Here is a 19,538-nt window from a genome sequence, read left to right as displayed (position 1 = left end):
CTGGGCCGAAACCGGAACAAAGGCTTGTTACTGATCGGTCGCGACGGGATGTGCGTTAGAACCCATGAGTGATGAGAGAATCCCGAAACATCTGATAGATCAGCGCCTCCGTAATCGCATTATTGAGGTGATTGAATCTCTCGCTGATGGTGATGAGGCAGTGAAGCTGTTTGGTTTCGGCGGATATTTCAATTGGTTCTTCGATTATTTTCCCGAAGATGGGAATTTTGTGCCGCTTTCCACAATGTCTATGGACGAGACGGCCGCAGCTCACGAACTTCTAAATCAAATGCTGAATGCAGCCGAAGCTACACCGCAACACATGTCCGACGACGAATTCATTGCAACAGGCTGGCCAACGCATATTCAGCCGATCGCTCGAAGGGCCATACGCACGTTCCTCATCAAAGGTCGTTGCGCCGAAGAATAGCGGTCACCTCAGTTTCCAATAACGAATGATCGGAATTGGCGCGAACCGGAAGGCGGCAGTCGGCCCAAACCCGTCATTACAGCGCTAACACTTCGCACGGTTTACAGCGATCACGCGCCCCAAAAAGGCTATGACTAAGGGTATCCATACTGCCACAACCAAATAGGATGTTGCTTTCGCGCCGACACATTCGCTCTGATCAATTTGACAGCTTCGAGCTACTCCCATTCGAAGCTCCGATATTGCGATGAACAGTAAGGCTCCAACCACGATCGAGGATATCCAAGTCCGGACGCCTCGGCGCACCGTCAAAATTGATATGATGAGGACGATGCAGGGCAGAAGATTTATAAGCCCCAGAGACATAGTTTCTCCAAGTTGATCGCAAACGTGCAAGAATTATATCCGTTGCAATAGTTGCCGCAATGCCGCTTCTGGTGTGAAGCGGAATGCCACTGTCGGGTGTCGGCGCGAAGGGGACATCGAGCCATGAAAAGCACTCTATGGCACTACTTTAGTAGATGGTTTTTCTTTGCATATCGTTCACGTGCTAGGATGTAGTCGCTGCTCCAAACATCTACGGCTTCGTGGGCTTCGTCGAGAATGATCTGCAGCTCTGGGTCGCCGTCAATCCGATCCATCCGATCAAGCTGACTTACAGGAAACGATGCTCCGAACGTATCGATAATCCTGCTCATGATACCCGCGTATTCGGGTAAGAGCATGTCCTGCAGCGCATCACGAACAGTGAGAGCTAAAGCTCCCGACGAGTTATTAAGGAATTGCTGGATGCCGCCATTCCCGACCTCTCCGTCGAAGAGTGCTGTGGCATAGAGATAGACGTTTGGCTGGCCAAGCATTGCCACCGTCTGGGGGATAAGCTGATCTTCAATGGAGATGCCTTGTTCAGCCTGATCTATCGCCTGCCTCAGAAGCCAGTCATCGAGCGAATTTAGATCATCGTAAATCGCCATCATCTCTTCCCGTCGAAACTCAAAGGTGTTTCAGCTCCAACTCCCAATCAATGGGTACTGGTGCTGGACGCGACCGATCCGTTGTGGCCACACGAACATCAAAAGCTTGACCTGCGAAGACGTCGTGAAATGATTCGACGTTAGACTGCGGATCGGATGACCGCAATTGGCGCGCAGCGGAAACCCACCTCCAGCCGAAAGCAGTCGTTCCCGCTCCGACGAACACAACCATATGCTGTCACATATCAGCGTTGCAGAATGAGATATATGCATCTGCCCAAAATGGGAGCATAAGGCACATAGCTTATGCAAATGAGAGCCTTTGTCATGGATTGGGTCCCTGTCGTCTTCGTCATCTTCAAAGCTGTCGCTTTGGGCTTGGCCATGTTCTTCGCCATCAAGTGGCATTATGATCAGGGTGAAAAGGGTGAGACGCTGGCGTTGGTACGCACGGGCGGCAAGGTAGCGGCAGTTTTTGCGCTGGCGGTGTTGGCCTTGGCAGTCTTCGCATTTTTCCTCAGCAGTCAGCTCGGTCTGGACTTGAGCCTGTGATGGCCAGGCATTCGGTGGCCCCTCCCGGGCACCGAATGTGCGTTTTCGTGATCGGTTCGGCGCGCGATATTAGCGTGTCGTTAACCATCCGAACCTAGACAATCGTCGGCACGGTGGTCGATGATCTTCCGCCTGAGAGCAGAAGACCTTCATGTCAGTTATCGCCTTTTCCCTTCGCAAGAGCGGTCGCGTGAAAACGCTGATCTCTGCAAAACGCTCAGCCAAAGCAAAGCGGAAGGCGCCGGGCAGTGCGAAGCAGGCGAGATCCCGCCTCGTCATCCTGTCGACCTGTTTCATCCTTGCCTATTGCGCGATGTTTGCCCGGATGACCGAATACGGCTTCAGCCCGGCAGAGGCGACCGCATCCATTCCCGCCAATAACAATATCGCGGCGCGTCCGGACATTACCGATCGCAATGGCGAGCTTCTGGCGACAGACATCCACACCGTTTCGATGTTTGCCGAACCTTTCCGCATCGTCGATCTCGATGAGACGGTGGAGAAAATCTCGGCCCTTTTTCCGGATCTCGATCGCAAGTCGCTTTATGCCAAGCTTTCCGACAAGCGCCAGAAATTCATCTGGGTTCGCCGCCAGCTGACGCCGAAGCAGCAGAGCGAAGTGCTGAAACTCGGCATCCCCGCCATCGGCTTTCGTCCGGAGGTGAAGCGGTTCTATCCGGATGGGCGCATCGCGGCGCATGTGCTCGGTTATGTCGATATTGACAATCGCGGCGTCGCCGGCATGGAAAAGTATCTCGACATGCAGGGGCTTTCCGACCTGAAGAGCGTCGGGCTGACCACCGAAGAAGCGTTGAAGCCGATCCGCCTTTCGCTCGATATCCGGGTGCAGAATATCGTCTATGACGCGGTTCGCCACGCGATGAGCGAATACAAGAGCAAGGCTGCCGGTGCGGCCGTCATCGACATTCACACCGGCGAAGTGCTGGCGCTTGCCTCCGCACCCGATTTCGATCCGAACGATCCGCAGGCCGATGGCGGAGACGGCTGGCTGAACCGGATGACCAACGGCACGTTCGAAATGGGCTCGACCTTCAAGACCTTTTCGATGGCGATGGCGCTCGATTCCGGCGTGACAAAACTCTCCGATACGTTCGACGCCACGACGCCGCTTCATTTCGGCCGCTTCACCATTCATGACGACCGCGACGTGCCGCGCCGCTGGCTGACAGTACCGGAGGTCTTCCGCTACTCCTCCAATATCGGCACGGCGAAGATGATGGACCGGGTCGGCATGGATAACCAGAAAGCCTATCTCACCAGGTTCGGGCTTTTGACACGGATGGAAACCGAACTGCCGGAAGTGAAGACGCCGAGCCAGCCGAAAGTGTGGAAGAAGATCAACGCCATCACCATCTCCTTCGGCCATGGCGTGGCGACCACGCCACTGCAGACGGCAGTTGCGGGCGCGGCCCTCGTCAATGGCGGCGAGCTGATCGAGCCGACCTTCCTGCCGCGCACGGCAGAGGCTGCCGAACAGACCGCGGTGAGGATCGTCAAGCCGAGCACGAGCGATACGATCCGCACCATGTTCAAGCTCAACGGCGAAGAGGGCTCGGGCAAAAGCGCCGACGTTCCCGGCTTCCATGTCGGCGGCAAGACGGGAACAGCAAACAAGGTCATCAACGGCAAATATTCCCACACGCTGAGCTTCAACGCCTATCTGGCGGCCTTCCCGATCGATCACCCGCAATATGTCGTTTTGTCCTTCTGCGACGAGCCGCTTTCGGGCGAAGGCACGACGAGTACTTTTGCCACCAATACGGCAGCGCCGATGGTAAAGCAGATCGTTGCGCGCGCAGCGCCGATGCTCAATGTCGTCCCGGATTTCGAACCGACGATGGTCGCGAACTACTGAGACCGCCTGCCCCCTATGAATACATTCGCTTCTCGGAGGCAGAAGCATGCTGCAACCAAGGTCCAAATGAAATTCGACGGCACCACCTGTGCGAGTATAATTTTAGACAGGTATAAAATAATACATTAGCCGATACTTAATCATAAAGACCTGCCGCTACCCTGGCCTCGACGCACTCTCTGCACACGGGGCATTTCGATGAAGCACATCTCGATCGTCGGCAAGTTCATGGCCATCATGGCGCTGTTTGGTATCTTCGCCATAGCCATTGCGGGTTACAGCAGTTCACGCATCTATGAGATCAACGGGTCCTATGGCGATCTTCTGCACAAGGAGAGTACGGCATCACTTTCGGTGGCGCGTGCCAACCGGTCGATCCAGATGGCTCGGGCGGCGATAGGTGATCTTTTGATGTCGCGCACGCCGGAAGGCAATGCGGCCGCGACCGCGGAACTGCAGCATGCGCAGGCGGGATTTGCCGAGCGGATGGACGCGGCGATCGGCATTCTTTCTGATAACCGGGATCTGCATGCGCTGAAGGCTGCCGGCCTTTCGATCCTTCAGCAATCCTGCGCACCGGCAATCAGGCTCGGCGAGGTCGCAAAGACAGAGGGCGAGATACAGGCATCGCAGGAGGCTTTCCTGACCGGCTGCCAGCCGCAGTTCGCCGCATTTGCCGAAACGTCGACGAAAATCACCGATACGATCATCAATGGCGTATCGGGCAAGGCCGAAACTCTCGGCAGTGCTGCCAATACCACAGCATTGACTACGCTTGGCGGCGTCCTTCTCGGTCTTGTCGTCGTGCTGTCGGTCGGGTTCTTTGCCATTCGCAGCTGGCTGGTGCGGCCGATCAAGCAGTTGCAGGCAACGATGGTCAACTTGGCCAACGGCAATCTTTCGGTGACGATCGACGGCGTCGATCGCCGCGACGAGGTGGGCCAGATGGCTGGTGCGGTGCAGGTATTCAAGGATAACGGCCTGCGCGCCCGCGAAATGGAACAGCAGGCGCAAGACAACCGCAGCGCCCAGGATGCGGAGCGCCAGCGCAACGCTGAAGCCGACCGGGTGCGGGCAGCAAACATGGCGCAGGCGACGGAAGGGCTGGCAGAGGGGCTGAAGCAGCTTTCCAGCGGTAATCTGGCAGTCACGCTTAACCGGCCGTTCAGCCCGGATTTCGAAGGCCTTCGATCGGATTTCAATTCCGCCGTAGCGCAGTTGCGTGACACGATGCAGGCTGTTTCAGACGCCACCGGCGCGATCGACAGCGGTTCGCGCGAACTTTCACAGAGCGCCGCCGATCTTTCCCGCAGAACAGAACAGCAAGCCGCCTCGCTGGAGGAAACCGCAGCAGCACTCGACGAGATCACCTCGAATGTTGCCAATTCCTCTAACCGCACGGAAGAGGCGCGCGGAATGGCCGTGGAAGCCAATCAATCGGCGCTGCAATCGGGTGAGGTGGTCGCGAAGGCGGTCAATGCTATGCAGAAGATCGAACAGTCGTCGGAACAGATTTCCAGCATTATCGGGGTGATTGACGAGATCGCCTTCCAGACCAATCTTCTGGCGCTGAATGCGGGTGTGGAGGCCGCGCGCGCAGGTGAAGCGGGCAAGGGTTTTGCGGTCGTGGCACAGGAAGTGCGCGAACTCGCCCAGCGCTCGGCCCAGGCGGCAAAGGAGATCAAGGAGCTGATCCGCAACTCGGCCGATGAGGTCAGAAGCGGCGTTTCGCTGGTCAGCGCCACCGGTATTGCGCTTGCCGGCATCCGCGATCATGTCTCGGCGATCAATAGCCAGCTGGATGCGATTGCCACATCATCGAAGGAACAGTCGGTCGGCATGTCGCAGGTGAATGTCGCGGTCAACCAGATGGACCAGGTCACGCAGCAGAATGCCGCCATGGTGGAAGAGGCAAACAGCGCTAGCGTGGCACTTGCCGGTGAAGCGGAGCGGCTGCGTGTGCTGGTGTCCCGCTTCGATCTCGGTGCGGGTGCTCCGATCGCAACGGCCCCGGCTGTGCGCGCCGTCTCACCGACAGCGCCCGCCCGTCAGGTTCACCCCTCGCCCGCCCGGTCGCTGGCCGGAAAACTGGCAGCAGGACTGGGGCTCGCGCCCAGCGCTGCAGGGGATAATTGGCAGGAGTTCTGAAGCTATCGCGTTCCTTCGGTCGCAAGCTTCAATCCAAGTGCAGCAAAGGATGCGGCGAAGGCGCGGCGCATCCAGTTCATCGCGGTTTCGCTCTGCAGCAGATATTGCCGCCCGGTCGCGGCAATCACGGCATAACCGATAAACACGATGAAGGTCATCGCGGTGAAGCCGAGACCAAGTTCGATCAACAGCCCAACCGGGCTTCCAGCGGGTACGAATTGCGGGATGAAGGCGACGAAGAACAATGGCAGTTTCGGGTTCAGTATATTCAGCAGAATGCCGCTACGGATGAGCTGCAGCGGGGATTTCGGTTCCGTTGGGCGCACCGACAGCCCGCCTCGCCCTTTCAAAACCGCCCAGGCCATCCAGAGCAGATAAGCGACGCCAGCGAATTTGATCGCCTGGAACAGAACCGCGCTCGTGTGGAGAATAGCGGCAAGACCGGCCATGGCGACGACCAGATGAATGACCGTCGCAATCGTGCAGCCGATCGCAGCCCAGAAACCCGCCTTCAATCCGCCGCCAAGTGTCGATGACAGCGTGTAAATGACACCGATGCCAGGCGAGAGGCATATTATGAAAGCCGTCACCAGATATTCGAAGGTCATCCCTCACTCCCTCCCATGATCGCAATGCGAAGACAGGGCGCAAGGATGAAGCAGGAAAGCACATCGATCAAGCTGCGTGCTCGCCACGTAGTCTTTCGTCGCGCAAATTCAGCGCAATAAAAAGGGCAACCGAAGTCGCCCTTCTTGAATTCTGTCGCTGTCTCGCGCTTAGTAAACCTCACGATTGTTATGCGTCTTGCGATAGATGTTGCGCGAGGCGCGATCCTGCATCTGATCAATCTTTCGGCGCTCGCCGCGCGTCACATACCCATCACGAGCTGTCCGCGCCTTGAAGCGGTCGATACGGTTCTGCTGGCGCTGAATCTGGCGAAGTTCGCCAGGCGTCAGTTCACCTCTCACCGCGCCGCGATAGATCCGGTAATCCTGGCGATGTTCGCGGGCCTCGCTGCGATAGGTCTGAGCCTGGGACAGGGTCGGAATGGTCGCAGCCATCATGAGGGCCATTGCGCCGATGACGATCTTCTTCATGCCTTACTCCTTTTCACGGTCATACTCGCTTGAAGAGCGAGGCGGCGATGGAAGGATAACGGTGAAGCGGGCCTGAAGGTTTCATTCACAAAGCGCAACGAAGTGAAACGAAATGGCTCACATTGCGCCATGGCGCGGCAATCGGACGGGGAAGCTTTGTCTCATTGATCCCAGTAAAATCAGGATGATGGCGTGAATTTTGCGCCTCTTCATCCCCGCAGCGAATGGCGGTCACATAATCATGTCGCTTTCGCCACCGGAGTGTTTCGCGAGACGTTCGTGGGCAGGTGGAAGCTGGCACAGTGTTGCCGCAGTCGTCGCTGCGGCAACTGACGCATGTCCGAGAGCCGCCCCTTCCTCATGAAAGAAGGAAAAATTGAGGGAAACAGGCAGGACATGATCCGATATGCCAAGGCCGCGCAATTGCAAAGCCACACAAACCCACATCCCGTTTCCGCATTTGCGCGGCCTCTCCCAATTCACGACAGCGCCGAAATGCGTTTTCATCGTTCACTTTTAAAGAATAATTTGTCTACTTTCGTTCATCTTTCGTATCGACGATGAACGTGGCACATAGGTTCCAGAGAATTCAACCGCTGGCCCGAAAGACCGGAGCTGGCGAATATCTGGAGACTTCCATGTCTAGCTCGCAAAACACCATCGTCCTGATCGCCCGTATCCTCTTGTCCTTCATCTTCATCTATTCCGGCTTCGGCAAACTGACCGATCCGGCAGGCACCGCCGGCATGATCACCGGCGCCGGCCTGCCTGCTGCCACGGCTCTGGCTTATCTCGCCGGCCTGTTCGAATTCGTCACCGGTCTTGCCGTTCTCGTCGGCTTCCAGACCAAAATCGTCGGCTGGGCGCTTGCACTCTTCTGCATCTTCACCGGTGCCGTCTTCCATTCGGGTACCGTTGCCGTTCCCGGCTGGCCTGATGCGGCTCTCGGCTGGATCAACGCCCTTAACGGCATCATGCTGATGAAGAATTTCACACTGGCCGGCGCATACATCCTGCTCGCAACCTTCGGCCCGGGCGCATATTCCATCGACGCCCGCCGCGGTTCCGTCGCAATTGCCGCCTAACGATTATCAAATCCCTGCCAAGACATTCCCGCCGGACCAACATCCGGCGGGTTTTTTATTGTCTGAATAAAGGACTGTTCTAGCGGCGGATATTTTTGGCGAGCCAGACGGTCGCGCCGCCGCAGGCAGGATCCTGCGAGATCTGGGCGACCACCCTAAAGCCGTTCTTCTGCAGCAGCGCCTCATATTCGGCCTTTGACAGGCTGGCATGGTAAAGCGGCTCGCCGCCGAACTCGCCCATCGCCTCGCCTTCGAAATGACCGCTGGTAAACATCAGCGCAGCACCCGGACCGGCAAGCGCGCCGAAGCGCGGAAACATCGCCCGCTGGTCATCGGCATTCAGGTGAAAGAAGCTGTGCCACGCAAGGATGCCGGAAAACTTGGTCGGTATGTAGAACTTCCGCATGTCGTCTTCATGCCAGGCCATGCCCGGAAACCGCTCGCGCGCCAGCCCGATCAGCGTCTTCGACGTATCGACACCGGTGACGTGAAAACCTCTGCTGATCAGATGTGCAGCCATCGGCTCGGCCGCCCCGCAACCGAGATCCAGCACATGCCCGCGCTGCGGGATAAGCCCGGTAAAATGATCGAGCCACGGCCGTTCGAACAGGTTGCGACCGCGCACCTTGTCGAAGGCCAGCGCGTGTCGCTCGTAAAGCCCGATAATGTTGGCGTCTGCGCCCGACATTCTGGTCACACGGCCTTGCGGACCGCCTCCGCGATCGCCGCGATGCGGGCGTCGCCCTCGTGCTCGGCCTTGCGGGCGCGAACAAGGCAGGCTTCCGACTTCAGGATCACGCCATCGGACAGGATCTTCAGGTGATTGGCCTTCAGCGTCGAGCCGGTCGAGGTGATGTCGACGATGATATCCGCCTGTCCCGCGGCAGGCGCTCCTTCGGTGGCGCCAAGGCTTTCGACGATGCGATAGAGCTGGATGCCGTGGCTTCCCGAAAAATGCTGCTGCGTCAGCCGCCAGTATTTGGTGGCGATCTGCAGACGGCGGCCATGACGCGAGCGGAAGTCGGCGGCAACGTCACCGAGATCCGCCATCGTGTCGACATCGAGCCAGATCTCCGGCACGGCGACGACGACATCCGCATGACCGAAGCCGAGGCGGGCCGAAATTTCGACCTTACGGTCGGCATCTGCCAAACCTTCGCGGATCAGGTCTTCACCGGTCACGCCGAAATCGACCGTTCCGGCACCGATTTCGCGGGCAATCTCGGAGGCAGACAGGAAGGCGATCTCGATATCGTCGTGACCGTCGACCTTGCCGCGATAGGAGCGCTCGTTACCAACGGCAACGATCGGCATGCCGGCGCGCTCGAAGATTGCGGACGCATCTTCCTTCATGCGGCCCTTGGAGGGGAGAGCGATGGTAATCATAGACATCAGCGCGCCCTCGCCTGTTCGATCCGGTCGAGCCAGAGCGAGAAGCCCACGGCCGGAATATCTTCGTTCGCACCGAGAAGCGTCATCAGCCGGTCAAAACGCCCGCCACCGGCCAGAACCGCGTTGTCGCGGCTGACTTCGAAGACGAGCCCGGTGTAATAATCGAGCGGACGGCCGAATGCGGCGCGGTAGGTCACCTTGGTCAGGTCGACACCGAGATCGGCCATGGCCTCCGCGCGTGCCTGAAACGTCACGAGTGCCGCCCCCATGGCAAGCCCCGCCGCATCGGCGAAACCGGCCAGTGCTGCGGGAGCCTCGGAAAGCGACATTTCCAGCGACAGGAATTCGCTCAGGAGAAGAAGCGCCGAGCCATCGAGCCTGGTTTCGGCCAGCGATTGCTTTTCCTTCAGCCGGGCCGCGATTTCGCGCGGCGAACGGCTGGCATTGGTGGAGTACCCCGTCTCTTCCATGGTCCGGTCGATATGGGCGATCAGCGCCGCCTCGTCCTGGCTCAGAAGCGCGGCAAGCTCTGGTGACAGACCCGTTTCAGCCTGCGGGCTCGCCAGCGTCATCAGCAGGTGCCGCAGATGGGCATTGTTGCCGAAGGACTGGATCAGCCGTTTCTGCCAGCCGCCGGGCAGGCCAAGCGCACGAACGACCGCCTCGAAGACCGCCTGGTCACCGAGCGTTACCGTCAGGCGGCGGCCGGGAATGAGGTTGTGCAGGATCTGCATCGCATCGTTGACGGCGCGCGCATCGGCATTGGCCGTCGCGGTCTCGCCCAGATCCTCGATACCGGCCTGATAGAACTCGTTGTCACCCTCGCGGCGCTGGCGGAACACTTCGCCGAGATAACAGTACCGCCGCGGCGTGCCGGTGGCATTGGCGATATGGCGCAGGCAGACGGGAATGGTGAATTCCGGCCGAAGGCAGAGGCTCTCGCCCGTCTCGCTTTCGGTGAGGAAAATACGCCGGCGCAGGTCTTCGCCCGCCATGTCGAGGAACGGCGCTGCCGGCTGGATGACCGGTGTGTCGATCCGCGCGGTACCGCGGGCAGCGAATTCATCGAGCAGGGTGCCTGAAAATTCGGGCATGTTGATCAGAGGCATGGGAGAGCTCCCGAAACACAGGAAACGCGATCAAACATCCTTCGCCCGCCTGCGATCTTCGGCCTGAGCCGCGAGAATATCCTTCACCTTGGCAACAAGATCGGCTTCCGACACAGTTTCCTGAGCCACACGCGCCTCGCGCCACGAAGCGTTGTCCTCGATCTCACCAGACAGGCGCTTGCCCTCGATCAGGTCCTTCAACTGTACGACGCCTTCCGCGCGCTCATCACCGCCCTGAATGATGGCGATCGGGCAACCTCTGCGGTCGGCATATTTCAGCTGGTTGCCAAACTTCTTCCAGTTGCCCTGATACATTTCGGCGCGGATGCCTTCGGAGCGAAGAGCCTGCGTGAAACGCTGGTAACGGCCCATGCTTTCCACATCGCCATCCATGACGGTGACGAGGACGGGAGCCAGGACCTCGTCCTGCCCCAGCTTGCCGAGGTTCTTCAGCGCCGTCATCAGCCGCGATACGCCGATGGAGAAGCCCGTTGCCGGAACCGGCTGCCCCATGAAGCGCGAGACGAGACCATCATAACGCCCGCCACCGCCGACCGAGCCGAAGACGACCTTTTCACCCTTCTCGTTGGTGACGTCGAAGGTCAGTTCGGCTTCGAAGACCGGACCGGTGTAATATTCGAGGCCGCGGACGACGGAAGGATCGATCTTGATGCGGTCAGGGCCGTAACCGGCACCGGTCGCCAGAGCGCCGATCGTGTTCAGTTCATCGACGCCTTCGCCGCCATTGGCAGTACCGGCAACGAGCTCGGCAAGCTGGGCAGCGCTTTGCGCATAGTCCTTGATGCCGACGAAGAAGAGAACCTTGTCGATCTGGTCGGCATTCAGGCCCGCACCCTTGGTGAAGTCACCGCTCTCGTCCTTGCGGCCTTCGCCGAGAAGCAGCTTCACACCTTCCGGGCCGAACTTGTCGAGCTTGTCGATGGCGCGCAGCACGTTCAGGCGCTGGCCGGCCTTGTCGTCACCGCCGAGACCGATGGCTTCCATGACGCCATCGAGAACCTTGCGGTTGTTGACGCGGATCACATAGTCGCCGCGCTTGATGCCGAGCGCTTCCATCGTGTCGGCCATCATCATGCACATTTCGGCATCGGCCTGTACGCCCGGCGCGCCGACCGTATCGGCATCGAACTGCATGAACTGGCGGAAACGGCCCGGACCGGGCTTTTCATTGCGGAACACATAACCGGCGCGATAGGTGCGGAACGGCAGCTGGATCTCGTTGAAATTCTCCGCCACGTGACGGGCCAGCGGCGCCGTCAGGTCATAACGCAGCGACATCCACTGCTCGTCATCGTCCTGCAGCGAAAACACGCCTTCGTTGGGGCGGTCAGAGTCCGGCAGGAATTTTCCCAGCGCATCGGTATATTCGAACAGCGGCGTCTCGACCGGGTCGAAACCATAACGCTCATAGACCTCGCGGATTTTCGCCGTCATCTCGTTGGTCGCATGGATATCGGCAGCCGAGCGGTCGACAAAACCGCGCGGCAGGCGGGCCTTGAGTTTCTGGGGCTTCTTCTGCTTGTCGCTCATGATCGATATCCATTGCTTTGTGGCCTTCTGGAAAGGCCGAAAATACGAGCGGTTTCTTAGAGGATCATGCCTTGAGCGGCAAGGGCGGCGGCTGGCGAAGTGTCAAGCCGGATGGTATATATCCGAGACCCAAAGGGAACATCGCCATGAACAAGCGCGTCACGATCGAAATGCCGGACGAGATGATGAAGCTCGTCGAGGAATATGCGGCCGAAGCCGGTTCCGCGCCGGATGCCTATATGCGCGAGGTGATCGAGCAGCATCTGGAGGATCTGCACGACATCGCACTCGCCGAGGCGGCGATGGAGCGCTTAAAAAACGGCGAGCGCACCTACACCTGGGAAGAGATGGAGCGCGAGCTTGGCGTGGAAGATTGACTTTCAGGCGACTGCGATCAAACAGCTCAAGAAAATGGGCCATAAAGAGTCGGCTCGCATACGAGATTTTCTGCACACCCGGGTGAAGCCGCTCGACAATCCCCACCAACTCGGTAAGGCCCTTCAGGGGCCTCGTTTCAAACATCTCTGGCGCTACAAGGTCGGCGACTACCGCATCATCTGCGACATACAGGATCGACGACTGGTGGTTCTGGTGATGGAAGTTGATCACCGCCGCCAAGCCTACCGTTAATCTTTGCCTATATTCATATGATCCTCGAAGCCATCCAATATGCCGCGACCGCTCTGGTCACGCCGCGCGAATTCCGCCCCTTCGTCCGTTCCTCCCTCGGCCTCTGGGGCCGGGCGGGACGATGCGCGAAGGACTGGGCGGCGCATGAAGAGAATTGCCATGCCTTCATCCGCGAGACGATCGCGCCGATGAAAGAGCGGCGCACCGCCGTGGTGCTCGGCTCCGGCCTGCTGCGCGATGTGCCGATCGCCGAACTGTCGAAGAGCTTCGATACGGTCGTGCTGATCGATCTCGTGCATCTTGCCAGCGTCAGGACATGGATCAGGGCAAAACGACTTTCCAATGTCCGGCTGATCTCGCGGGATCTGTCCGGCCTGCCGGGTGCAGTGTCCGGCAAGGTGCCGGAGCCGCTGGCGTTCCTGCGGCAGGTGCCGTATCTCGATCTCGTCATATCGGCCAATATCGTCTCGCAGATCGGTGTCGGCTGCCGCCGGGTGCTGGAGCGCTCCGGCCATGAAAATCCGGATTCGGTTGTTTCGCAACTCATCCGCGCCCATCTCGACGGTCTTGCGCAACTGCCCTGCAGGACGGCGCTGCTGACGGATATCAGCTATGAGGTTCACGATCGGCAGGGCAAGGTGATCGAGGCCGATGACCTGCTCTGCGGCGTGCCGCCGCCTCAAGCAAAACGACGCTGGGATTGGCCCGTCGCACCGTTCGGAGAAATCGGGCGGGATCGTCAGGCCTTGCATCGGGTGATCGCTGTTTGACGGTAAGCCGCTGCGCTTCCGTTATGTCACAGATCGCCGCCGCAAAACGGCCTCACAATCCGGCCCGCATCCGATCAGCACGACGTGATGCCGGCCTCGCTTGCTTTCCGTCCTCCGAAGTTTAGAATCATTGCAATGAAAAAGCTCGCCGCCATCATGATGTTTGCCGCATGGCTCCTTTACGGGGCAATGCCGGCTATGGCGGTGATGCCCATGGCTGGCGCGACTGATGCCAGAACTTCAATGCCGCAGCACACCATCTCCGTTCATTCGGGGCACGGCGATGTTGCGCAATCCGATGCCATGCATGGCGAGATACGGCAGCCTTGCCCGCACAAGAGCGAAGACGGCAAGAAGATTTGCGTCGCACCTTTCTGCTCCGCCTGCCTGGTGATGCCGCCGCACATCACCTTCGCCGATAGCGGCCGTTTCATCCACCGTTACCCCGCACCGGAAACCGGCCTTTCGCTGATCGTTTCAGGCCCTGCGCCGCTGACGCCTCCTCCCCGAGCCTGATTGTTTTCGTCATATCATCGATAACGAATTTCAGGACACGGAAGGATACCTCATGCCCAGGACCACAATCACTGCCGCGGCTGCGATAACGCTCGCCTTTGCCACCACGTCCTTCTCCGGCGCATTTGCGCAGGAAATGAAGGGCCACGACATGAAAGGCCATGCCGGCATGACGATGAATGCCGCGTCGGCCGACGACAGCGCCTCGACAAAAGCTTTCAAGGCCGCCAATGCCAAGATGCATCAGGGCATGGCGATCGAGTTTTCCGGCGATGCGGATGTCGATTTCGCCCGCGGAATGATCGCCCATCATCAGGGCGCGATCGACATGGCCAAGGTCGAACTCGAATACGGAAAGGACCCGACCCAGCGCAAGCTGGCGGAAGCAGTGATCAAGGCGCAGGAGGCAGAAATAGCCGACATGCAGGCCTGGCTGAAACAGCACGGAAAATAACAGCTGAATGAGATGGCGCCGGGCAAGCTTGCCGCTTGCCCGGCGTCGATCTTCCTCCATATGATAGGGCCGGAGGCAGTGGACATGCGCCCGATTACCGCTATCGGCTTTGATGCCGACGATACGCTCTGGCAGAACGAACAATATTACCGGCTGACGGAAGAGCATTTTCAGACCCTGCTCGGCGATTTTGCCGAGGGGCCGGATATTTCGGCCAAGCTGCTCGAAGCCGAAAAGCGAAACCTCGAATATTACGGTTTTGGCATCAAGGGTTTCACCCTGTCTATGATCGAGACCGCCGTCGAGATCACCGAGGGCAAGGTGCCGACGCAGACGATCACCAAGATCCTCGAAATTGGTCGTGACCTTTTGCGCCATCCGGTGGAATGCATGCCGCATGTGGAAGAGACGCTTGAAGCGCTGAACGGCCATTATTTGCTGGTGCTGATCACCAAGGGCGACCTGTTCGACCAGGAGCGCAAGCTGGCGCAATCAGGCCTTGGCGACTACTTCGATGCCGTTGAGATTGTCTCGGACAAGAACGCCACCACCTATCGCCGCATCTTTCACAAGGTTGCCGAAGGTCCGGAACGGGCGATGATGGTCGGCAATTCATTGAAATCCGACATCGTGCCGGCAATTGCCGCCGGCGCTTACGGCGTCTTCATTCCCCATGCACTGACCTGGGTTCTTGAACACGTCGACGCACCGACCGATGCTCCGCGCTTTCGCCAGATCGACCATCTGGGCGAGCTGCACGGCGTGCTGAACGGCATCACCTCGGCCTCGGATTAAGGCTCAGGGTCGCTTGAACTTCAGCCGCATCTCGTCAACCTCGCTCTGGCAGAAGCAGCCGTCGATATGATCGTTGACCATGCCCATGGCCTGCATGAAGGCATAGATCGTCGTCGGGCCGACAAAGCTCCAGCCGCGTTTCTTGAGGTTCTTGGAAAGCGCCACGGAAACCGGCGTGGTCGGATTGGCGCGCAGCGTTTCGAGATCGCGCGTAGCCGGGCGCTGGTCGGCACCGGGTTCGAAACTCCAGAAGAATTTGGCGAGCGAGCCGAATTCCTGCTGCAGCTCGATCGCGCGGCGGGCATTGTTGATGGTAGAGACGATCTTGCCGCGATGGCGGATGATACCGGCATCCGCCACCAGCCGCTCGATATCGGCCTCACCGAATTCCGCCACCTTGTGAAAGTCGAAACCGGCAAAGCCCGCGCGAAAATTCTCGCGCTTGCGCAGGATCGTCAGCCAGGAAAGGCCGGACTGAAACCCTTCGAGGCAGATCTTTTCGAACAGACGGATATCGTCGGTGACCGGGCGGCCCCATTCCTCGTCGTGGTAACGGCGGTAATCCTCCAGCCCGCCATGCCAGAAGCAGCGTCCCCTGCCATCCTCGCCGGTTATGATGCCCGCCATTTCCTTCTCCCAGACCATACTATCCGCTCTAATTCTTTCTACGCAATTCCAATCGTTAACGGCAGTATCGCCGGTTTCAGTTTCAGGCAACCATGTCTCGAAACCGGCGGGTAACCTTGCCGGAAGCTATATCGGATTTGACGCATGAAACGCGCCACCCGTTTACCATTCGCTTTGAGCTTGCGTTCACCATCTGCCTCAAATGGCGGGCAATTTAAGTGGCGCATCGTACTTTCCGAAAATCGATTTCGATTTTCAGGTCGATGCGCGGCCGCCTTTCGGTGATTGTAACGAGTGGATCCGACATGAAGGCGAAACTTCTTCTCGCGCTGGGCCTTGCTGCCCTGTTTTCCAGTTCCGCAATGGCGGATGATCGTTATCGCGAACGCCCGCCGATCGTGGTCAGCCCGGATCTTGCCGCTCCATGGCTGATGCAACTCGGTGCGCAGCCGCAGGCGCGCCAGAGACAGGTTCAGCAGCAGCGATCGATGAAGCCGCAGGCCGTGGTGACCGGCCAGCGTAATTATTACCCGGCAGCACCAAGCCGTGCCGGTGTCGCGCGGCAGGCGGAAGTTCAGCAACCGGCCCGCACGCCCGTCGTGCGCCGTGGCATCTTCGGTGACAACAGTCAGGTGCAGCAGGTGGCCGTGCGTCCCAACCGGGCGATCCGAAGCCAGATCGAGCCACAATTCCTGCCGCAGATGGTGGCTTACGACACCAAGGAAAAGCCGGGCACGATCGTTATCGATACCAATAACCGCTTCCTCTATCTCGTCATGGAAGGCGGCCAGGCCAAGCGTTACGGCGTTGGTGTCGGCAAACCGGGCTTCGAATGGGCTGGTGAACACAAGGTGACCCGCAAGGCGGAATGGCCGAGCTGGGTGCCGCCGCAGGAGATGATCGCCCGCGAGGCCGCCAAGGGCCACTACCTGCCTGCGCGTATGGATGGCGGACCGGAAAACCCGCTCGGTGCGCGCGCCATGTATCTCGGCTCGACGCTCTACCGCATCCATGGCACCAACGCGCCCTGGACCATCGGCAGCGCCGTCTCGTCCGGTTGCATCCGCATGCGCAACGAGGATGTAACCGATCTTTACGGACTGGTAGAGATCGGAACCAGGGTCATCGTGATCTAGGTTTTCCGCGCCTTCGACATGTATTCATGTGGCCGGATCGACACGATCCGGCCGTTTTATTATCCACAGGCTGCTCATATTCTCGCCTCTTTGACTTGCCCTACAGGCCAAGCCGGGACATTTTGCCTCGGCTTGAAGATCAGATCTGTATGAGGGGTAAGGATGAAATCGCCTAAATTGCTGCTGGCCGTAGCCGGCATGATATTTGCGGCCATCGCCACCATGGCACCGGTCGAGACCGCCAGCGCTCAATCTCAAACGACCGCCAGCGATGTCGCGCCAAAGGTTCGCAACAAGGAAGTGCCGGCGAAATTCCAGCGCCGCAGCGTTCGCTTCACCACCAATGAAGCACCGGGTACGATCATCGTCGATACCAACAACAAGTTCCTCTATTACGTCGAAGGCAAGAACCGCGCGACGCGTTACGGCATCGGTGTCGGCCGCGAAGGTTTCGGCTGGTCCGGCGAAGTCTCGATCGGCCGCAAGGCCGAATGGCCGACCTGGACCCCGCCGGCTGAAATGCGCGCCCGCGAAGCCCGCCGCGGCATCAAGCTGCCGGCGGTTCAGCCCGGCGGTCCGGACAATCCGCTGGGCGCCCGCGCCATGTATCTCTACAAAGGGGGCCGAGACACGATCTTCCGCATCCACGGCACCAACCAGCCCTGGTCCATCGGCCTCAACCTGTCTTCCGGCTGCATCCGCATGATGAACAAGGATGTCGAGCATCTTTATGCCCGCGCTCCGGTCGGCTCCAAGGTCGTCGTGATCGGACCCGGATCAAAGCCCGGCGACGTTGCCTTCAAGGATCGTGGCATCGACATTTTCCGCACGATTTTCGGCGGATAACAGAATTCTCCGGAGTTGACCTGGGAAGGCCACCTAAACGGTGGCCTTTTCCTTTAAAGCCGACAGTTTCCCCGGCTTCTCGCCACCATAAGCCCAATCCAGCAATTCCACTGTGTGGACGATCGGAATGGCCGTGCCTGAGCCGATCTGGGTCATGCAGCCGATATTGCCGGTGGCGATGACATCCGGTTTCGTCGCCTCGATATTGCGAACCTTGCGGGCTTTCAACTCGGCAGAAATATCCGGCTGCAGGATGTTGTAAGTGCCGGCGGAGCCGCAACAGAGATGCCCTTCCGCCGGATCGCGCACGGTGAAGCCGGCATTTTTCAGCAGCAGTTTCGGTGCCATGGTGATTTTCTGGCCGTGCTGCATGGAACAGGCGGAATGATAGGTGACGTTGATACGTCTCTGTTCCTGTCGAGGCAGATCGAGCGTTGAGAGATATTCGGTTATGTCGCTGGCCAGCGCCGATACCCTTGCCGCCTTTTCGGCATAGGCCGGATCGAGCCGCAGCATGTGGCCGTAATCCTTGATGGTCGTGCCGCAACCGGATGCGGTGATGATGATCGCATCGAGGCCCTTGTTGTCGATCTCGCGTGTCCAGACATCGACGTTGTGGCGGGCAAAATCGAGCGCCTCTTCCTCACGCCCCATGTGATGAACAAGCGCGCCGCAACACCCCTCGCCTTCAGGCAAAATGACCTCGATACCAAAGCGGGCGAGAAGCCGGATTGTTGCTGAATTGATGCCCGGATCGAGCACGGATTGCGCGCAGCCCGAGAGGATAGCCACCCGCCCCCGCCTTATGCCGCGAATGGGCTGGGCGCCGTGCATGACCGTTTCCTGCCGCACCGGTGCAGATTGCGGCGCGAGATCGAGCATGGCGGCGAGCGGCTTCAGCGCCTTGACCTGCTTCAACAACGGCGCGAAAGGGCGGCCGAATCTTGCCAGCGTCAGCGCCGTGCGGAAGCGTGACGGATATGGCAGAACGGCGGCAAGCAGGCTGCGGATCAACCGGTCGATCAGCGGGCGCCTGTAGGTGTTTTCGATATGGACGCGGGCATGATCGACCAGATGCATGTAGTCGACGCCGGAGGGACAGGTGGAAACGCAGGAGAGACAGGAGAGGCACCGGTCGATATGGGTGACGACTTCCTCATCTGCATCGCGACCGTTTTCCAGCATGTCCTTGATCAGGTAGATGCGGCCGCGCGGGCTGTCGAGTTCGTTGCCTAAAGTCACATAGGTCGGACAGGTGGCGGTGCAAAAACCGCAATGGACGCAGCGACGCAGGATCTTTTCGGATTCGGCGACGTGCGGGTCTTCGAGCTGTTCGGGGGTGAAGGAGGTTTGCATCAGAAGGTTCCTCGGATCGTCGAGGTCGCCAGCCCCCCTCTGCCCTGCCGGGCATCTCCCCCACACGGGGGGAGATCACAAGCGGCACGACCTTCGCGCATGTTTTTTAGGATGCCAACTCCGCCAATTCTGAACGCGCAATCGCCCCTCATCCGGCTGCCGCCACCTTCTCCCCGTTGAAACGGGGAGAAGGG

Annotated in this window: 22 protein-coding genes; 13 read left to right on the top strand and 9 right to left on the bottom strand. The window is 59.2% G+C overall.

Annotated features, from left to right (window positions below; all coding sequences use genetic code 11):
* Positions 1-64: 64 nt before the first annotated feature.
* Positions 65-430, top strand: a complete 366-nt coding sequence (locus JZX87_RS04320) for a hypothetical protein (protein ID WP_148142921.1) — start codon at positions 65-67, stop codon at positions 428-430.
* Positions 431-939: 509 nt separating this feature from the next.
* On the opposite strand, the gene JZX87_RS04315 is transcribed toward JZX87_RS04320, so the two are convergent.
* On the bottom strand, positions 940-1,404 hold the full coding sequence (locus JZX87_RS04315; RefSeq protein WP_183684974.1) for a DMP19 family protein: 465 nt from the start codon (positions 1,402-1,404) through the stop codon (positions 940-942).
* Positions 1,405-1,731: 327 nt separating this feature from the next.
* On the opposite strand from JZX87_RS04315, the gene JZX87_RS04310 reads away from it, so the two are divergent.
* From JZX87_RS04310 to JZX87_RS04300, 3 genes are all read left to right on the top strand, one after another.
* Positions 1,732-1,956: a hypothetical protein gene (locus tag JZX87_RS04310; RefSeq protein ID WP_183823142.1), complete on the top strand. Its 225-nt coding sequence runs from the start codon at positions 1,732-1,734 to the stop codon at positions 1,954-1,956.
* Between the two features lie 151 nt (positions 1,957-2,107).
* Positions 2,108-3,832 carry a peptidoglycan D,D-transpeptidase FtsI family protein gene (locus tag JZX87_RS04305; RefSeq protein WP_206824112.1) on the top strand — a complete coding sequence of 575 codons (1,725 nt, stop codon included), beginning with the start codon at positions 2,108-2,110 and terminating at the stop codon, positions 3,830-3,832.
* A gap of 198 nt (positions 3,833-4,030) precedes the next feature.
* Entirely contained in the window at positions 4,031-5,980 is a 1,950-nt protein-coding gene (locus JZX87_RS04300; protein ID WP_206824110.1) for a methyl-accepting chemotaxis protein, read from the top strand.
* A gap of 2 nt (positions 5,981-5,982) precedes the next feature.
* Here JZX87_RS04300 and JZX87_RS04295 read toward each other — a convergent pair whose 3' ends face one another.
* Together JZX87_RS04295 and JZX87_RS04290 are read right to left on the bottom strand one after the other, a co-directional pair.
* On the bottom strand, positions 5,983-6,588 hold the full coding sequence (locus JZX87_RS04295; RefSeq protein WP_206824108.1) for a LysE family translocator: 606 nt from the start codon (positions 6,586-6,588) through the stop codon (positions 5,983-5,985).
* 168 nt (positions 6,589-6,756) lie between these two features.
* Positions 6,757-7,077, bottom strand: coding sequence for a hypothetical protein (locus JZX87_RS04290; protein WP_206824106.1), 321 nt, complete (start codon positions 7,075-7,077; stop codon positions 6,757-6,759).
* A 638-nt stretch (positions 7,078-7,715) separates the two neighbouring features.
* Here JZX87_RS04290 and JZX87_RS04285 point away from each other — a divergent pair.
* Positions 7,716-8,162: a DoxX family protein gene (locus tag JZX87_RS04285; protein ID WP_148147367.1), complete on the top strand. Its 447-nt coding sequence runs from the start codon at positions 7,716-7,718 to the stop codon at positions 8,160-8,162.
* A gap of 79 nt (positions 8,163-8,241) precedes the next feature.
* Here JZX87_RS04285 and JZX87_RS04280 read toward each other — a convergent pair whose 3' ends face one another.
* From JZX87_RS04280 to hisS, 4 genes are read right to left on the bottom strand one after another with little or no spacing between them, the layout of a single operon-like run.
* Positions 8,242-8,850: a class I SAM-dependent DNA methyltransferase gene (locus JZX87_RS04280; RefSeq protein WP_183823146.1), complete on the bottom strand. Its 609-nt coding sequence runs from the start codon at positions 8,848-8,850 to the stop codon at positions 8,242-8,244.
* A gap of 5 nt (positions 8,851-8,855) precedes the next feature.
* On the bottom strand, positions 8,856-9,548 hold the full coding sequence (hisG, locus tag JZX87_RS04275; protein ID WP_206824554.1) for an ATP phosphoribosyltransferase: 693 nt from the start codon (positions 9,546-9,548) through the stop codon (positions 8,856-8,858).
* Positions 9,549-9,553: 5 nt separating this feature from the next.
* A complete protein-coding gene (locus JZX87_RS04270; RefSeq protein ID WP_183823148.1) occupies positions 9,554-10,663 on the bottom strand; it encodes an ATP phosphoribosyltransferase regulatory subunit in 1,110 nt (369 codons plus the stop codon).
* Positions 10,664-10,693: 30 nt separating this feature from the next.
* Entirely contained in the window at positions 10,694-12,214 is a 1,521-nt protein-coding gene (gene hisS / locus JZX87_RS04265; protein ID WP_183823150.1) for a histidine--tRNA ligase, read from the bottom strand.
* A gap of 146 nt (positions 12,215-12,360) precedes the next feature.
* Here hisS and relB point away from each other — a divergent pair, with 146 nt between their 5' ends.
* The 6 genes from relB to JZX87_RS04235 all read left to right on the top strand — a co-directional run bounded on the left by relB (position 12,361) and on the right by JZX87_RS04235 (position 15,379).
* Entirely contained in the window at positions 12,361-12,591 is a 231-nt protein-coding gene (relB, locus tag JZX87_RS04260) for a type II toxin-antitoxin system RelB family antitoxin (RefSeq protein WP_148173471.1), read from the top strand.
* Positions 12,575-12,844 carry a type II toxin-antitoxin system RelE family toxin gene (locus JZX87_RS04255; RefSeq protein ID WP_206824105.1) on the top strand — a complete coding sequence of 90 codons (270 nt, stop codon included), beginning with the start codon at positions 12,575-12,577 and terminating at the stop codon, positions 12,842-12,844. Before relB ends, JZX87_RS04255 begins: the two co-directional genes overlap by 17 nt.
* A gap of 17 nt (positions 12,845-12,861) precedes the next feature.
* Positions 12,862-13,614, top strand: coding sequence for a hypothetical protein (locus tag JZX87_RS04250; RefSeq protein WP_206824104.1), 753 nt, complete (start codon positions 12,862-12,864; stop codon positions 13,612-13,614).
* Positions 13,615-13,749: 135 nt separating this feature from the next.
* Positions 13,750-14,130, top strand: a complete 381-nt coding sequence (locus tag JZX87_RS04245) for a hypothetical protein (RefSeq protein ID WP_206824103.1) — start codon at positions 13,750-13,752, stop codon at positions 14,128-14,130.
* Positions 14,131-14,182: 52 nt separating this feature from the next.
* On the top strand, positions 14,183-14,584 hold the full coding sequence (gene copM, locus JZX87_RS04240) for a CopM family metallochaperone (RefSeq protein WP_206824102.1): 402 nt from the start codon (positions 14,183-14,185) through the stop codon (positions 14,582-14,584).
* 78 nt (positions 14,585-14,662) lie between these two features.
* Positions 14,663-15,379, top strand: a complete 717-nt coding sequence (locus tag JZX87_RS04235) for an HAD family hydrolase (RefSeq protein WP_148147400.1) — start codon at positions 14,663-14,665, stop codon at positions 15,377-15,379.
* A 3-nt stretch (positions 15,380-15,382) separates the two neighbouring features.
* Here the strand turns inward: JZX87_RS04235 and JZX87_RS04230 are convergent, their stop codons facing one another.
* Positions 15,383-16,006 carry a DNA-3-methyladenine glycosylase I gene (locus JZX87_RS04230; protein WP_148147375.1) on the bottom strand — a complete coding sequence of 208 codons (624 nt, stop codon included), beginning with the start codon at positions 16,004-16,006 and terminating at the stop codon, positions 15,383-15,385.
* Positions 16,007-16,311: 305 nt separating this feature from the next.
* Between JZX87_RS04230 and JZX87_RS04225 the strand changes: the two genes are divergently transcribed.
* Together JZX87_RS04225 and JZX87_RS04220 are read left to right on the top strand one after the other, a co-directional pair.
* Positions 16,312-17,142, top strand: coding sequence for a L,D-transpeptidase (locus JZX87_RS04225; RefSeq protein WP_183684972.1), 831 nt, complete (start codon positions 16,312-16,314; stop codon positions 17,140-17,142).
* A 162-nt stretch (positions 17,143-17,304) separates the two neighbouring features.
* The gene (locus JZX87_RS04220; RefSeq protein WP_183684971.1) at positions 17,305-17,988 is read left to right on the top strand and encodes a L,D-transpeptidase; all 684 of its coding nucleotides are present in this window, start codon (positions 17,305-17,307) and stop codon (positions 17,986-17,988) included.
* A 33-nt stretch (positions 17,989-18,021) separates the two neighbouring features.
* On the opposite strand, the gene glcF is transcribed toward JZX87_RS04220, so the two are convergent.
* A complete protein-coding gene (glcF, locus tag JZX87_RS04215; protein ID WP_183823167.1) occupies positions 18,022-19,344 on the bottom strand; it encodes a glycolate oxidase subunit GlcF in 1,323 nt (440 codons plus the stop codon).
* Positions 19,345-19,538 lie beyond the last annotated feature (194 nt).

This window comes from Agrobacterium sp. Ap1 (assembly GCF_017313375.1).
Taxonomy (GTDB): Bacteria; Pseudomonadota; Alphaproteobacteria; order Rhizobiales; family Rhizobiaceae; genus Neorhizobium; species Neorhizobium cellulosilyticum.
This window is presented reverse-complemented; position numbering and strand designations above follow the sequence as displayed.

Excerpts from the sequence above, each read along its gene's own strand:
- JZX87_RS04320 (WP_148142921.1), top strand. The coding sequence starts at position 65 with ATGAGTGATGAGAGAATCCCGAAACATCTGATAGATCAGCGCCTCCGT.
- JZX87_RS04315 (WP_183684974.1), bottom strand. The coding sequence starts at position 1,404 with ATGGCGATTTACGATGATCTAAATTCGCTCGATGACTGGCTTCTGAGG.
- JZX87_RS04310 (WP_183823142.1), top strand. The coding sequence starts at position 1,732 with ATGGATTGGGTCCCTGTCGTCTTCGTCATCTTCAAAGCTGTCGCTTTG.
- JZX87_RS04305 (WP_206824112.1), top strand. The coding sequence starts at position 2,108 with ATGTCAGTTATCGCCTTTTCCCTTCGCAAGAGCGGTCGCGTGAAAACG.
- JZX87_RS04300 (WP_206824110.1), top strand. The coding sequence starts at position 4,031 with ATGAAGCACATCTCGATCGTCGGCAAGTTCATGGCCATCATGGCGCTG.
- JZX87_RS04295 (WP_206824108.1), bottom strand. The coding sequence starts at position 6,588 with ATGACCTTCGAATATCTGGTGACGGCTTTCATAATATGCCTCTCGCCT.
- JZX87_RS04290 (WP_206824106.1), bottom strand. The coding sequence starts at position 7,077 with ATGAAGAAGATCGTCATCGGCGCAATGGCCCTCATGATGGCTGCGACC.
- JZX87_RS04285 (WP_148147367.1), top strand. The coding sequence starts at position 7,716 with ATGTCTAGCTCGCAAAACACCATCGTCCTGATCGCCCGTATCCTCTTG.
- JZX87_RS04280 (WP_183823146.1), bottom strand. The coding sequence starts at position 8,850 with ATGTCGGGCGCAGACGCCAACATTATCGGGCTTTACGAGCGACACGCG.
- hisG (WP_206824554.1), bottom strand. The coding sequence starts at position 9,548 with ATGATTACCATCGCTCTCCCCTCCAAGGGCCGCATGAAGGAAGATGCG.
- JZX87_RS04270 (WP_183823148.1), bottom strand. The coding sequence starts at position 10,663 with ATGCCTCTGATCAACATGCCCGAATTTTCAGGCACCCTGCTCGATGAA.
- hisS (WP_183823150.1), bottom strand. The coding sequence starts at position 12,214 with ATGAGCGACAAGCAGAAGAAGCCCCAGAAACTCAAGGCCCGCCTGCCG.
- relB (WP_148173471.1), top strand. The coding sequence starts at position 12,361 with ATGAACAAGCGCGTCACGATCGAAATGCCGGACGAGATGATGAAGCTC.
- JZX87_RS04250 (WP_206824104.1), top strand. The coding sequence starts at position 12,862 with ATGATCCTCGAAGCCATCCAATATGCCGCGACCGCTCTGGTCACGCCG.
- JZX87_RS04245 (WP_206824103.1), top strand. The coding sequence starts at position 13,750 with ATGAAAAAGCTCGCCGCCATCATGATGTTTGCCGCATGGCTCCTTTAC.
- copM (WP_206824102.1), top strand. The coding sequence starts at position 14,183 with ATGCCCAGGACCACAATCACTGCCGCGGCTGCGATAACGCTCGCCTTT.
- JZX87_RS04230 (WP_148147375.1), bottom strand. The coding sequence starts at position 16,006 with ATGGCGGGCATCATAACCGGCGAGGATGGCAGGGGACGCTGCTTCTGG.
- JZX87_RS04225 (WP_183684972.1), top strand. The coding sequence starts at position 16,312 with ATGAAGGCGAAACTTCTTCTCGCGCTGGGCCTTGCTGCCCTGTTTTCC.
- JZX87_RS04220 (WP_183684971.1), top strand. The coding sequence starts at position 17,305 with ATGAAATCGCCTAAATTGCTGCTGGCCGTAGCCGGCATGATATTTGCG.
- glcF (WP_183823167.1), bottom strand. The coding sequence starts at position 19,344 with ATGCAAACCTCCTTCACCCCCGAACAGCTCGAAGACCCGCACGTCGCC.